Origin of the sequence: Haloplanus sp. XH21 (assembly GCF_023276355.1) — an archaeon.
Classification (GTDB): Archaea; Halobacteriota; Halobacteria; order Halobacteriales; family Haloferacaceae; genus Haloplanus; species Haloplanus halobius.
The window spans coordinates 2,164,285-2,177,072 of record NZ_JALLPL010000001.1 but is presented as its reverse complement, the minus strand read 5'-3'; the positions used below and the strand labels follow the sequence as shown (position 1 = coordinate 2,177,072).

14 protein-coding genes are annotated in these 12,788 nt (G+C 66.8%); 3 read left to right on the top strand and 11 right to left on the bottom strand.

The features are described 5' to 3' along the window. Positions 1-81 precede the first annotated feature (81 nt). The gene (locus MXB53_RS11400; RefSeq protein ID WP_248897650.1) at positions 82-1,377 is read right to left on the bottom strand and encodes a M28 family peptidase; all 1,296 of its coding nucleotides are present in this window, start codon (positions 1,375-1,377) and stop codon (positions 82-84) included. A gap of 175 nt (positions 1,378-1,552) precedes the next feature. Here MXB53_RS11400 and MXB53_RS11395 point away from each other — a divergent pair, with 175 nt between their 5' ends. Then, positions 1,553-2,719: a thiolase domain-containing protein gene (locus MXB53_RS11395; RefSeq protein WP_248897649.1), complete on the top strand. Its 1,167-nt coding sequence runs from the start codon at positions 1,553-1,555 to the stop codon at positions 2,717-2,719. Continuing rightward, a complete protein-coding gene (locus MXB53_RS11390) occupies positions 2,716-3,090 on the top strand; it encodes a Zn-ribbon domain-containing OB-fold protein (RefSeq protein WP_248897647.1) in 375 nt (124 codons plus the stop codon). The genes MXB53_RS11395 and MXB53_RS11390 overlap by 4 nt, the downstream gene beginning before the upstream one ends. Here MXB53_RS11390 and MXB53_RS11385 read toward each other — a convergent pair. The 3 genes from MXB53_RS11385 to MXB53_RS11375 form a co-directional block, all read right to left on the bottom strand. Further along, entirely contained in the window at positions 3,083-4,009 is a 927-nt protein-coding gene (locus MXB53_RS11385; protein ID WP_248897645.1) for an alpha/beta fold hydrolase, read from the bottom strand. The two genes, MXB53_RS11390 and MXB53_RS11385, sit on opposite strands and share 8 nt — an antisense overlap. Positions 4,010-4,139: 130 nt before the next feature. Next, a complete protein-coding gene (meaB, locus tag MXB53_RS11380; protein WP_248897643.1) occupies positions 4,140-5,186 on the bottom strand; it encodes a methylmalonyl Co-A mutase-associated GTPase MeaB in 1,047 nt (348 codons plus the stop codon). Continuing rightward, on the bottom strand, positions 5,183-5,599 hold the full coding sequence (locus MXB53_RS11375) for a cobalamin B12-binding domain-containing protein (protein WP_248897641.1): 417 nt from the start codon (positions 5,597-5,599) through the stop codon (positions 5,183-5,185). Before MXB53_RS11375 ends, meaB begins: the two co-directional genes overlap by 4 nt. Before the next feature lie 196 nt (positions 5,600-5,795). Here MXB53_RS11375 and MXB53_RS11370 point away from each other — a divergent pair, with 196 nt between their 5' ends. Then, a complete protein-coding gene (locus MXB53_RS11370; protein WP_248897639.1) occupies positions 5,796-6,206 on the top strand; it encodes a hypothetical protein in 411 nt (136 codons plus the stop codon). Between the two features lie 6 nt (positions 6,207-6,212). Here the strand turns inward: MXB53_RS11370 and MXB53_RS11365 are convergent, their stop codons facing one another. The 7 genes from MXB53_RS11365 to MXB53_RS11335 form a co-directional block, all read right to left on the bottom strand. Next, on the bottom strand, positions 6,213-8,057 hold the full coding sequence (locus MXB53_RS11365) for a S9 family peptidase (RefSeq protein WP_248897638.1): 1,845 nt from the start codon (positions 8,055-8,057) through the stop codon (positions 6,213-6,215). Between the two features lie 37 nt (positions 8,058-8,094). Further along, complete coding sequence (locus tag MXB53_RS11360) at positions 8,095-8,355, bottom strand: MTH865 family protein (RefSeq protein WP_248897637.1); 261 nt, start codon at positions 8,353-8,355, stop codon at positions 8,095-8,097. 121 nt (positions 8,356-8,476) lie between these two features. After that, entirely contained in the window at positions 8,477-9,538 is a 1,062-nt protein-coding gene (locus MXB53_RS11355) for a glycosyltransferase (RefSeq protein WP_248897636.1), read from the bottom strand. A gap of 179 nt (positions 9,539-9,717) precedes the next feature. Further along, positions 9,718-10,335, bottom strand: a complete 618-nt coding sequence (locus MXB53_RS11350) for a DUF420 domain-containing protein (RefSeq protein ID WP_248897635.1) — start codon at positions 10,333-10,335, stop codon at positions 9,718-9,720. Positions 10,336-10,492: 157 nt separating this feature from the next. Continuing rightward, positions 10,493-10,903 carry a response regulator gene (locus MXB53_RS11345; protein WP_248897633.1) on the bottom strand — a complete coding sequence of 137 codons (411 nt, stop codon included), beginning with the start codon at positions 10,901-10,903 and terminating at the stop codon, positions 10,493-10,495. Positions 10,904-11,009: 106 nt separating this feature from the next. After that, positions 11,010-11,537: a redoxin domain-containing protein gene (locus tag MXB53_RS11340; RefSeq protein WP_248897631.1), complete on the bottom strand. Its 528-nt coding sequence runs from the start codon at positions 11,535-11,537 to the stop codon at positions 11,010-11,012. Positions 11,538-11,736: 199 nt separating this feature from the next. Next, on the bottom strand, positions 11,737-12,780 hold the full coding sequence (locus tag MXB53_RS11335) for a PAS domain-containing sensor histidine kinase (protein ID WP_248897628.1): 1,044 nt from the start codon (positions 12,778-12,780) through the stop codon (positions 11,737-11,739). Between the last annotated feature and the right edge of the window lie 8 nt (positions 12,781-12,788).

The following is a 12,788-nucleotide window of genomic DNA, read 5'->3' as shown; positions in this document are numbered from 1 at the left end:
CCGAACCGGTGTCCGGTCAGCGGCAAGTTACAACTCGGCCATCGGAGCCACTGGTCGGGAGGCAATGCGATCCAGCGGATCTCAGAACGGCCAGTCGCCGGTCGCGCGCATCCCCTCGGCCAGATCCTCGCGTTCGAGGGCGTCGGCGATGGCCTCGGGCGATCGCCGCTCGATCTCCGCGCCTGCGACCTCAGAGACGAGCGACGCCACGAGGATGGCCCCCTCGCGGAGCGTCCGGCGCTCCAGTTTGTCGAGCGTGTCCGCGCGGGTGTGGCCCCAGCCGCGACCGCGTTCGTCGCCCTCGCTCGACACCAGCAGTCCGGGTACGCCCCGCGCGACGAACGGCCAGTGGTCGCTGTGTGGGTGCTGGCTCGGGCGGACGGTGACGGGGTGTCCGAGGCGGTCGGCGACGGCGTTGACGGCGGCCCCGAGGTCGTCGGCGCCGTGGGTGTGCCATTCGAGCGTCCGTCCCCGGCAGACGCCGTCGCAGTTGACGACGGCGTGGATAGACGACGACTCCACCCGGGCTGCCTCGCGTTTCGATCCGCGGAGGCCGACCTCCTCGGCGCCGAAGCAGACGATCCTGACGCGTCGGTCGAGGTCGGCCTCGCGGTCCAGCAGCGCTCGCGTGACTTCGAGCACCGTGGCCGTCCCCGCGGCGTTGTCCATGGCGCCCTCGGCGATGTCGTGGGCGTCGACGTGGCTGGTCAGATACACCGCGTCGTCGGTGTCGGGGCCGATGTCGGCGCGGACGACGCCGCTCTCGGCCATCGGGGTCGCGCAGTCGACGGAGACGGTGACGGTCTCGCCCGCGTCGCGGCGGCACAGGCGCATCCCCGTCTCCTTGCTGACGCCGACGGCGGGGATGGGTCCGAGCGGCGCGTCGTCGGTGCCGACGCTGCCGGTCGGCGCGAGACACCCGGGTACGTGGTTGCGAAAGACGAAGGCGGCGGCGCCGGCCTCGACCGCCCGGTAGTATTTCTCCCGGCGGTGGATGAACCGGTCGTAGTGGTCCGGCACCGTCGAGGAGACGACCACTACCGCGCCGTCGAGGTCGGTCTCGAAGTCCCCGGGAAGGCCGTCACCGCAGTCCACGAGCGGGCCGGTGACGGTCCCCGCCGGACTCCGGGGGAGCGCGATCGATTCGGCCTCGCCGTCGGACGTGTCGATGCCGCTCGATCCCCGGCGCCAGCCCTGGATCTCGAACGGTTCGACGTGGGCGTCGCGCGCCCCCACGTCGGCGAGGGCGTCTCGGGTCGCTTCCAGTGCTTCGCGCTCGCCCGGCCCGCCGGCCATGCGGTCGCCGATGTCGACCAGTCGCTCCAGATGGTCCCACCCCACGTCGCTCGTGAACGTCTCGCCGATCCAGCGGCTCATGGCACGTCGTGTGCCCTGCGTGGACTAACCGTTTCGGTCCGAGAGAAGCGAGGGCAGAGCGGTCGTCAAACGTCGACAGTGGTGGGGACAACTGTCGAAGTAAAACGCCCGAAAACGCGGCGTAGAGCGCCCGAATCCGGCAGGTCTTTACCCACCCATCTGCGTATGTCACTTCATGACAGGCGTACGAATCGCCGGCGTCGGAACGACGCAGTTCGGGCGGCAACCGGAGCGGACCGGCCGTGATCTGTTTGCGGAGGCCGCTCTCGCTGCGCGCACCGACGCGGGAATCGATCCCGACGACATCGAGGGGATCAACTACGGGAACTTCATGGGCGCGCTGGCCGAGCGTCAGGGCCATCAGGCCCCGCTCATGGCTGAGATGGTCGGGACGAACTGTCCGGCCACTCGCTACGAGGAGGCGTGTGCGTCGGCTGGCGTGGCGGTCCGGGAGGCCGTTCGGACCGTCCGATCCGGCGAGAGCGATGTCGTCCTCGTCGGCGGGTGTGAGCGGATGACGAACCTCTCGACGGCCGACGTGACCGAAGGACTCGCCACCGCCGCCGACGATCTCTACGAGATCCAGGCTGGAATCACCTTCCCCGGTGCGTACGCGCTGATGGCGCGGTCGTATTTCGAGCAGTTCGGCGGCTCGCGCGAGGATCTCGCCCACATCGCGGTGAAAAACCACGACAACGCGCTCCCCAACGAAACGGCCCAGTTCCACCGGGAGGTCACCGTCGAGGAGGTGCTCGACGCGCCGATGGTGTCGGATCCGATCGGCCTGCTCGACGCGTGCCCCGTCACCGACGGCGCGAGCGCGGTGGTCCTCGTCAGCGACGACTACGCCGCCGCGAACGACCTCGACGCTCCCGTCTCGATCACGGGGAGCGGCCAGGGCGGCGACAACCTCGCGCTCCAGGACCGGGAGAACCTGGCGGTCACGCCCGCGACGGAACGCGCGGCCACCGAGGCCTACGACGACGCCGGTCGGTCCCCCGCGGACATCGACGCCGTCGAGGTCCACGACTGTTTCACCATCGCCGAGGTGATGGCGCTCGAAGGGCTGGGATTCTACGACCACGGCGACGGCGTCGGTGCCGCGAAGCGTGGCGAGACGACGGCGACTGGCGAACGACCGGTCAACCTCTCGGGGGGTCTGAAGGCCAAGGGCCACCCCGTCGGCGCCACCGGCGCCAGTCAGATCGCCGAGATGACGAAACTCCTCCGCGGCGACCATCCGAACAGCGACTACGTCGACGACGCGTCGGTCGGTCTCACGCACAACGCGGGTGGGACCGTGGCGTCTGCCGTCGTTCATCTGCTGGAGGTGGACCGATGACGAACGCGGGGCACGACGACTGGCTCGACGCCATCGACGACGGGGAGGGGTACTACCTCGCCTGTCCGGAGGGCCACGGCTCGCTCCCCCCGCGCCGGGTCTGCCCCCGCTGTGGCTCGGCGGATATCGAGCAGGCTCCGCTTCCCGCGTCCGGCACCGTCGAGACGTACACCGTCTGTTACGTCGGCATCCCCGACTTCGCCGACGAGGAGCCGTACGCAACCGCCATCGCCGACTTCGACGGCGTTCGCCTGACGGGCGTCGTCCGGGGAATCGATCCCGAGGACGTGACCGTCGGTCTCACGGTCGAACCCGATGTCGGCACCAACGCGACGACCGGCGACGACCTCCTCGTGTTGCGGCCTAGGTAGCCTCGCGAACCGCGTCGACGAACGCCTCGGGATGTTCGACGTGCGGCAGGAGTTTGGTGTGATCGAAGACGACCAGCCGCGCGTCCGCCTGCTGGGCCAGATCACGCCCCCGGGAGAGGGGCGGTAGCGTCGCGTCACGTCCCCAGAGGAGCGTGACCGGCATCTCGGCCGTCCGAAGCGCCCCGCCGAGGTCCAGCGACGAGTTGCAGTGACCGGCGACGAAGGACGCGACCGCGTAGCGCGCGCCCGGTTGGTGGGCTGTGCGCCACTGGTAGTCGGTCCACGCCGGCGAGACGGCGTCGGGGTCGGCGTAGGCGTGATCCGCGTTGAAATATCGGATCGAGGGGTTCGAGACGAGGGCGTCGAACAGTACGGTTCCGACTACGGGCGACCGGAGGAGTTCCCGCAGCCACGCCTTCGGCGGTTCGGGACCGGCGACGGTCGTCGGACAGACGAGGGCGAGCGATGCGGCGTCGACGCCGGGGTCGGCCACGGCGCGGGCGGCGTACGCTCCCGCGAGCGACGAGGCGACGACTGTCGGTTCCTCGAACTCGCTCAGGAAGTCCGCGACGAAGTCCTCGTAGAGCGGCGCGGAGTAGCGAAGCGGCGGTCGGTCCGAGCGGCCGAACCCCGGAAAATCGGGGGCGACGACGTGGTGGTCTTCCGCGAGATCGTCGACCACCTGCCGGAACTCGCCGCTCGTTCCGACGGCGTTGATGCCGTGCAGGCAGACCATATCGGGGTCGTCGGGGTCGCCGGCCTCGGCGTAGGCGACATCCATGCCTCGCCAGCGATACGTCTCCTCGGTTGCGTCGAGCGCGGGTTCGAGTTCGCCGGCGGCGGAGCGAAGGAGGCGGTCACCGGCGACGGCGGCACCGCCGAGGCCGACGGCCGTGGCCGCGAGGCGTCTGAGTCTCATAGTCGTGAATCGGTCGCCGTGGACTTATACGGTGGTGACCGGTGACGGCTCATACTGTCGGCTGTAACTGGATCAAGATATTCACCTCCCCGGGGTGGCGCAATCGTTGAAAGACTCACAGCCGACAGTATCACTCCCGACGGCGCTCCACGCAGTCCGCGAGCGGGTCGATGACCCGTTCGGCGACGGTGTAGGGATCGATTTCGCGCGCCTGTACGGCGTCGACGAGGTGGTCCATCCCGCCGTGGCGGTCGAGTTCGTCCTCCAGCAGCGCCGCTGCGTCGGCCCGGAGCAGTTGGCGTATCTCTTCCGCGTAGCGGGTGCGCTCCTTGCGTTCGAGTTCGCCCGTCTCCCGGAGATGGTCGTAGTGGGCGTCGAGCGCGTCGATCAGTTCGCCGACGCCCTCGCCTTCGGTGGCGATGGTTTCGACGACGCTCGGTTCCCAGTCGTCGGTCGCCTCGGCATCGTCGGTCGCGCCGTCGTCGAACTGTATGCCGTGGTGGCCGGCACCGGCCGGTGGGGAGCCGTCGCGCATGTGGAGCATCTCCTCGATGTCCGTCACCGTCGTCGCGGCGCCGTCCATGTCGGCCTTGTTGACGACGAACACGTCGCCGATTTCGAGGATGCCCGCCTTGAGCATCTGCACGTCGTCGCCGCTGCCCGGCTGGACCAGGACGACGACGGTGTCGGCGGTCCGGACCACGTCCACCTCGTTCTGTCCGGCGCCCACCGTCTCGACGATGATGCGGTCTTTCCCGAAGGCGTCGAGCGCCGTGATGGCGTCGGCGGTGGCCGTCGAGAGGCCACCGAGTTGGCCGCGCGCGCTCATCGACCGGAAGAACACGTCCATGTCGCCGACGTTCGAGGCCATGCGGATGCGGTCCCCGAGGACGGCGCCGCCGGTGTACGGCGACGAGGGGTCGACGGCGATGACGCCGACGGTGAGCCCCGCTTCCCGATACCGCTTGGCGAGTTTGTCGACGAGCGTCGACTTGCCCGCGCCGGGACTGCCGGTGACGCCGACGACCGACGCCCCGCCCGTGTGGGCATGGAGCGCGGAGACGATGTCCCGGTAGCCGTCTTCGCGGTTCTCGATTTTCGTGATGGTGCGGGCGAGCGCTCGGTGGTCGCCGTCGAGAACGTCGTCGACGAGACGCTCCGCGTCGCCCGCGCTCATCGCTGGGGGGCGTTCTCGCGGACGAAGTCGATGGTCTCCTGCATCGGCGTCCCGGGGCCGAATATCTCGGCGACGCCCGCCGCCTTCAGATCTTCGCGGTCCTCGTCGGGGATGATCCCGCCGACGATGAGGAGGGTGTCCTCGAACGCGCCGTACTCTTTCAGCCCCTCGACCACCTTCGGCACGAGCGTGTTGTGCGCTCCAGAGAGAATCGAGATGCCGAGCACGTTCACGTCCTCCTGGACGGCCGCCTGGACGATCTCCTCCGGCGCCCGGTGGAGCCCCGAATAGATCACTTCGAAGCCGGCGTCGCGGAAGGCTCGCGAGATGACGTGGGCTCCGCGGTCGTGTCCGTCGAGACCGACCTTGGCGACGAGACACCGGACGGTTCGTTGTTCCTGCCCCGTACTCATGTGTGAGCGTTCGCCGTGCGACTGTTTGACTCTAACGGACGCCCGAATCGGCGTATCGGCGCCTACCTTTATAATGGAGCATCATGTTAACGAAAGACATGCACCGACTCAGACCGACTGTCGACACCGTGACGAGCGGGATACTGACTGTTTTCGGCGGCGCGCTGACGGCGGCCAACCACGGAGGTGACGCCACATGAGTCTCCTCGACAGCGTCCTCTCGCTGTTCGGCCTCGGTAAATCCGAATCGGCATCCACGACGCCGGAACCGGAGCCGGAGCCCGAAGTGGAGGAGGAAGAAGCGGAGGAAGAAGCGGAGGAAGGCGACGAGGCCATGCCGACGAAGGACCTCGCGGCAGCGGCGGACCCGCGACGGCGAGATGGCGAGGAGAACACGGTCGCGAACCGCGCGGCCAACCCCGCCGATCACGAAGTCGAGGAGGCCGAGGCCGAAGCGGAAGCGGAAGCGGAAGAGGAAGAGGAGGGTGACGAATCCATGCCGACGAAGGAACTCGCGGCGGCGGCGGACCCACGGCGACGAGATGGCGAGGAGAACACGGTCGCGAACCGCGCCGCCAATCCCGACGATCACGAACGGGTCACTTAGACGCGGCTAGTCCGTTTTCCCGTCGGCGAGATGCGTATCGAGGAACTCCACGATGGCCGCGTAGGCCTCGATGCGGTTCTCCAGTTTCGTGAAACCGTGGCCTTCGTCCTCGAAGATCAGTTCCCGGACGGGCACGCCGGCCTCACGGGCGCCCTCGACGATGCGGTGAGCCTCGCTCACGGGGACGCGAGGGTCGTTCTCCCCGTGGAGGACGAACAGCGGGGCCGTAATCTCCTCGACCTGGTGGATCGGACTGATGGATTCGAGGAGCTCCCGGTCCGCGTCCAGCGAGCCGTACTCGGCCTCGCGGAGTTCGCGCCGCCAGTCGCCCGTGTTTTCGAGAAACGTCACGAAGTTGGCGATACCCACGATGTCGACGCCGGCCGCCCAGATGTCGGGATATGTGGTCAGCGCGGCGAGCGTCATGAACCCGCCGTAGGAGGCGCCCATGACGGCGATGCGGTCGGGATCGACTGCCGGGTGGTCGTGGAGCCACTCGGCGCCCGCCTTCAGGTCGGCGACCGAATCCATCCGTTTTTCCACGTCGTCGAGGTGGGTGTAGGCCTTGCCGTACCCCGACGACCCCCGGACGTTCGGTTCGAACACCGCGTAGCCACGCGAGAGCAGATACTGCTTCACCCGGCCGAACGAGGGGCGGCGCTGTGATTCGGGGCCACCGTGGACGTCGACGACGACGGGCGTCTCGCCGTGGCCGGTGTCCGTCTCGGGCAGCGAGAAGAAGGCGGGAATCTCCAGCCCGTCGAAAGAGGGATACCGGACGAGTTCGGGGGCGACGAAGGTGTCACGGGGGATGCCCGCCGTCGACGCCCGGGTCCACCGCTCCACCCCACCGCTCACCACGTCGGCGACGTAGACGTTGGCGGTGTCGTCGCTCCGGGTGACGGTCAGCGCGAACCGCTCGCCCGAATCGTCGAAACTCACGCCGCCGGCGACGCTGGGCGGCAGGTCCGGCGACGGGAAGTGGTCGACCCGTCCCGGCGCGACGAGTTCCCCGACGCCGAGTTCGGTGTAGCCGTCGACGTTGCGCGAGTAGACCAGTCGGCGAGACTCGTCGTCGACGGCGACGCCATCGACGTTCCAGTCGTCGTCGGCCTCGTGGTCGTCGGCATCGGCCGCCTCGACGGTCGAGAGGTCGCCCGTCGAGAGGTCGATCCGGGCGAGCGAGAGGGTGTCCACGTCCCGGTCCGTGACGAGATACAGGTTGTCGCCGTCCGGTCCCCACGAGACGCTTTGGTAGCGCACGTCGCCGTCGTGAGGGGTGAGGTGGCGGCGCTCGCCGGTCGCCACGTCGAGGACGTAGACGTCCTGGTCGAAACTGGAGTGGGATTCGACGAGCGCGAGGCGGTCACCGCTGGGACTCCACCCGCTGACGGCGAACCAGCCGTCGCCCTCGTGGACGCGTTCGGCGTCGGCGCCCGTGTCGGTTCGGCCCTGGACGTAGATGTCGAAGACGGCGTTGTCGCGGCGGTTCGACGCGAAGGCGACGTACTCGCCGTCGGGACTCCACCCGCCGAACCGGTGTTTCGCGTCCGGGTGGCGGGTCAGGTCGGTGACGGCGCCGCTGGCGACATCGAGCCGGTAGAGCGCCTCGCGCTCGTTGCCGCCGCGGTCCATTCCGAAGACGAGTTCGGGACGTTCGGGCGACCACGAAACGAACGTGACGCGGTCGTCGAAGAAAGTCCGCTGTTCCGGCCAGGCCCCCGGGTCGTCGATCGTCCACACCTGCGGGACGCCCGTGGTGTCCATGAGGAAGGCGAGACGGTCGCCGTCCGGGCCGAAGGAGGCGCCGTACGCGCTCCGGATGTTGAGATACCGCTCGATGTCGAACATAGGGGCCGTTGGTCGGGATGACCCAAACGTGTTCCCCCTATAGCAGGTCTTCGGCTTCCAGCGCCGCGATCAGGTCATCGACGAGTTCGTCGACGGAGTCGTAGGGGAACTCCTGGTGACCGTCGAGGTTCGCTGCGAGTTCCATCGCGGAAAAGGAGACGTCGCCGGCCTCGAACCGCGTTGCCGGGCCGTTCGGGAGCGCCGGAACGAGATCCATCTGGTCGGACACGGGGAAGTCCGCGTTCTCGAACGCCGCCCGGAACTGCTCGCGGAGTTCCGCCTCTACGGTGTCGCTCATGGCCAACTGTGGGCGGATCCGGCGGAAAAGCGTTCCGAAAGCTCCAGTTGCGTTTGGAGCCGTTTGCGCACGTGATCGCCTGACTGCGCGCGATCAGGTGTGATGACTTACGAACGCTACGCTAGAGGAATCCGTAGTTTTCGATACCCCGCTCGTAACAGTCGACATAGCGGTTCAGGACGGCGTGATGGTCGTAGGACGCGTACGCCTCGTTGACGGTCCAGCGCTCCATCCCGGCTGCGGTCACGATTTCGCCCGCGAGTTCCTGGGGGCTGGTCACCAGCGCGCCGCGCGGGTCTTCCTCGACGAGTTCGTGGGCGGCCGAGTCGGCTTGATACTCGACGACGCCGACACAGCCACACGCCAGCGCGCGGAGGAGGTCGCTCGCGAACGGTTCCCAGGTGGCGGTCTGGGCGAAGACGTGTGCGCCCTTGAGGATCGGCACCTGTTCGGCGGGGTCGAGCGCCCCCAGAAACTCCACTCGGTCGTCGATTCGGAGGTCCCGAGCCATGCGCTCGGCGTCGGTTCGCGCCGGCCCGTCGCCGATGACCGCGGCGCGCCACTCCTGCTGCCGGAGTTCCGCCAGCGCCAGCAGAAACTCCTCGACGTTGGCGTGTTCGTCGAGCGAGCGGGCGTACACCATATCCGCGCGGGGATCCACGGGGGCGTCCCGAATCAGCGGCATGTCGATGCTGTCGGGGATCACCTCGATGGAGTCGGGGTCGGCGCCCCGCTCACGCACCGCAGTTTCGACGGTCTGTGACGGGACGAGGACGGCGTTTGGCGACCGGACGGCCCAGTGGTCTCGCCAGGTGCGACCGCCGTCATCGGGACTGTCCCACCACTCGGCGACGACCGGTGTCCGGCGAAGGGTCGCCGCGACGTTCGCGGCGGGCACGGCCAGCAGTGGCCGTGTGGCCACCTGGATCACGTCGGCACGGACGCCGTTGAGGACGAGCGGGAGTTTCGCGAGGAACGGCCGGGGCGCGCGCTCGGTCGTCACCCGGCGGTAGGTGACGCCTTCGTAGTCGAAGGCGGGATGGTCGCCGTCCCACCACTGCGCACAGCAGATGGTCACCTCGTGGCCGTGGGCGACCAGTCGCTCAGCGAGCGCACGCACCCGCTGAGCGTGCCAACTGGCTTCGTGCTGAGCCGTCGTCATCGTCACGAACGCGACGTGCACACGTCGACCACGCGACGGCCGTATAAAAAGTCCTTTCGTCGATCATCCGCGCTGTGAACCCGCCCGCCGGGAACCGGCGGTGCCTTGACGGATCGCACGGCCGAACCGTCGGTCATGCACGACCGCGTTCTCGCGCCGACCGACGGGAGCGACGCCCCGGTGCTCGTCGTCCCGAACGCTCACGCGCCGACCGGGAGGACGACGACAGCCTCGACGAACTCCCAGTCGTAGACGTGGTTGAGGAGGAGGTAGGTCACGACGCCGAGCGAGAGCGAGAGGATCCACGACCCCGCAGCGACGCGGCCGACGCGGGCGTGGGCCGTTTTCCGGAGTTCGGCCGGGGTGTGGGTCACGCCCAGAACCAGCGCGTAGAGGACGACCGGCACCGAGACGATAGAGAGGAGGATGTGGATCGCGAGCATCGCCAGGTAGGCGTAGTAGACGAGCGTCGGGCCGACGAACTCCTTGGTGCCGCCGCCACCGATCTTCGTCAGGTAGAGGACGAGAAAGACGAGGATGAGACCGAACCCCGTCGCCATCGCGGTGGCGTGTCTCGTCACCTCGTCGCGGCGGATCCACCGCCAGCCGGCGAGCAGGGTGAGCGTCGCAACCGTGTTGACGACGGCGATGGCGTCCGAGAGGCGATTCACCTGCTGGAGCGAGAGATCAGGAAAGATCGATCCCGGAACGACGCCGAGGAACGTGCCCACGACGAGGGTGTAGCCCACGGCCGAGAGGACGGCGGTGACCGCGGCGGGATGCTCTTTGATCGGGCCGCTGGCGCTAGCCGTTGCCATATTCGGCGGTTGGACCGCACCGGCTTGCCTCTTGCTATTGTGTCCGGTACTGGTCGCACGTCCGGCGAGCAGCGGTGAGATCGCTGAAGAGTGCACACTTTCCGTGGAGAGTATCGGCGGCCACGCTTCCCGCCGGTATGAATCTAGCAACCGTTACTCAGATACTCCGGCGCATCGTGTCTAGAAACAGTGCCTGGCCGATCGGCTTGGTGAGGTATTCCGTAACGTCGTTTTCATCCAGCGCCGAATCGGCCGTATCGGCACTGAGCACGATGACCGCTCCGTCGAAGGAGGTCTTGTCGAGTCGCTCGACGACTTCCGGGCCAGAGAGTTTCGGCATCTGACGGTCAAGCACCAGGATATCGACCGTCTCATCGAGTTGCGCTATCGCTCGCTCCCCGTTTTGGACGTCGTTCGTCTCATAGGTGTCCTCGTTCGCCAACCAGAGACAGAGCGTCTCACGAAAGTCCGCATCGTCATCAGCCACTAAGACCGTCACCTGCTGAGCATCGTGCCCCCCTGTGTCGGACTTGCTCAGACTGATCGTATGATCGTCTTCGAGCGTCATGAGTTGATAACCACTGTTCGGAATCAGCTCCTTCGAACACGAGCGGCGTCTGCCCGGGGCTCGTCGACTGATTTCACGTTACACACCGTAGGGGAAGGCCATCGTGTCACGCCACCCACTCGATGGATTCGTACAGATCGTCCAACGTGGGTTGTTCGCTGCCATCCTCGGTCCACCAAGTGTAGCGGATGGTCTGTGACGTGTCGATAGCGAATATCGCGCGTTGGCAGACGGCCGGGTGGCGTTCCCACTCGTCGTATCTCACGCCGAATTGGCCGGCGACGGAGGCCAGCCGGTCGGTCAACAACGGGAACGTCAACCCGTATTCGTCTCGAAATTGGTGGTGGGAGTAGGCGCTATCGACGGAAATACCGACGACATCGATGTTATCCGTGAACGCCAACCACTCCGCATCACGAAAGCCACAGAGCTGTTGGGTGCAGATCGGGCTGAAATCGAACGGGTAGAACGAGAGGATGAGCGCACCCTCCTCGGTGTAGTCAGCGAGGTCGAACGTGTCGATCCCGTCCTCTCCGGCACCGGGAAGTTCGAACGCTGGAGCCGGTTCGCCGACTTCTTTCGGCGTCGCACGATGCTCTCCGTCTCTATGAGGGGACGTTGAGTCCGAACTCATAGCGAACTCTCTGATCCCTCAACCGATGGCACTGGTTTCTCGACGGTCATCACACTCGGTAGTATTCGTCTACTGGTCGATACTCATTGGGGATGGTGAACAATGCCCGTTATATCACCCCTCGATTGCGGGATACGAATCCTCCGTCCCGCGCCGTCGAAATCGAGGTATGCCCGGACACGTCCACCGGAATCAAGGATCAGCCGAGCAGGTCGATACCGGTGATTTCGAACCGCGCACCACCGGTTTGCGCGTCGGCAGCGATGATGTCCCACCCGTGCGCGTTGACGATCGTCCGGACGACAGAGAGACCGTACCCGTGACCGTCGTCTCGCGTAGTGAACCCGTGATCGAAGACCTGCTCTTTGTGTTCGTCGGGGATGCCTGGCCCGTCGTTTTCGACGAAAAAGCCGGTGTCGAGCGGGCCGACGCGAACCGTTACGTCGTTCCCACCGTGCTCTACGGCGTTGTGGAAGAGGTTCTCGAACAACTCACAGAGTCTGTCGGGATCGCCGCTTACTGGCCGGGCGGTCTCGTACTGAAGGGTCGCGCCGGAGTCGGTGTTCATGCTCTGCCAGGCCGTGTCGATGATGTCGCCGATGTCGATCGGCTCCGGGTCGGTGACGACGTTTCCCTGTCGTGCCACGCGGAGTAGATCCTCGACGAGTCGTGCCATTCTGTCGGTCGTCTCGTCGATCGTCTCCAGGTGTGCCTCGTCGCCGGTTTCCTCGAACCGGATCAAATTCCCGTCAATGACGTTCAGTGGGTTTCTGAGGTCGTGCGCGAGGATGTCGGTGAACTCCTTGAGCCGGTCGTTCTGGCGTTCCAGCATTCGCTCGTACTCTTTCGTGGTCGTCGTATCCTGACTGATTGCTGCGTAGCCGTGAAACGTGTCGTTCCACAGCGGCGACAGCGTTAGCGTCCCCCAGAAAACTGAGCCGTCCGCCCGCCGGTGCCAGTGTTCGAACTCAACTGCGTCGGTCTTCGGTCCCTCGAAAAATCCCTCCGGGAGCGAGTCGGAGTCAGTCCCTTCGTCGTCGGCGAACAACATCCTCACGTGCTGGTCACGAACGACCGCCACGTCGTGTCCGTAGAGCGCCGTCGCCGGGGCGGGCCACGTGACGATGTTCCCGTCGGTATCGAGCATGAAGATCGCGTGCGTCGAGACGCCCTCGAGGAGCCGACGAGCGACAGTGTCTCTCGATTCGGGCTGCTCGCTTGAGGAATCGAGAGCATCCGTCATACACGAAT

Bases quoted from the DNA above. Each gene is read 5' to 3' on its own strand.
- MXB53_RS11400 (WP_248897650.1), bottom strand. From the start codon at position 1,377: ATGAGCCGCTGGATCGGCGAGACGTTCACGAGCGACGTGGGGTGGGAC.
- MXB53_RS11395 (WP_248897649.1), top strand. From the start codon at position 1,553: ATGACAGGCGTACGAATCGCCGGCGTCGGAACGACGCAGTTCGGGCGG.
- MXB53_RS11390 (WP_248897647.1), top strand. From the start codon at position 2,716: ATGACGAACGCGGGGCACGACGACTGGCTCGACGCCATCGACGACGGG.
- MXB53_RS11385 (WP_248897645.1), bottom strand. From the start codon at position 4,009: ATGAGACTCAGACGCCTCGCGGCCACGGCCGTCGGCCTCGGCGGTGCC.
- meaB (WP_248897643.1), bottom strand. From the start codon at position 5,186: ATGAGCGCGGGCGACGCGGAGCGTCTCGTCGACGACGTTCTCGACGGC.
- MXB53_RS11375 (WP_248897641.1), bottom strand. From the start codon at position 5,599: ATGAGTACGGGGCAGGAACAACGAACCGTCCGGTGTCTCGTCGCCAAG.
- MXB53_RS11370 (WP_248897639.1), top strand. From the start codon at position 5,796: ATGAGTCTCCTCGACAGCGTCCTCTCGCTGTTCGGCCTCGGTAAATCC.
- MXB53_RS11365 (WP_248897638.1), bottom strand. From the start codon at position 8,057: ATGTTCGACATCGAGCGGTATCTCAACATCCGGAGCGCGTACGGCGCC.
- MXB53_RS11360 (WP_248897637.1), bottom strand. From the start codon at position 8,355: ATGAGCGACACCGTAGAGGCGGAACTCCGCGAGCAGTTCCGGGCGGCG.
- MXB53_RS11350 (WP_248897635.1), bottom strand. From the start codon at position 10,335: ATGGCAACGGCTAGCGCCAGCGGCCCGATCAAAGAGCATCCCGCCGCG.
- MXB53_RS11345 (WP_248897633.1), bottom strand. From the start codon at position 10,903: ATGACGCTCGAAGACGATCATACGATCAGTCTGAGCAAGTCCGACACA.
- MXB53_RS11340 (WP_248897631.1), bottom strand. From the start codon at position 11,537: ATGAGTTCGGACTCAACGTCCCCTCATAGAGACGGAGAGCATCGTGCG.
- MXB53_RS11335 (WP_248897628.1), bottom strand. From the start codon at position 12,780: ATGACGGATGCTCTCGATTCCTCAAGCGAGCAGCCCGAATCGAGAGAC.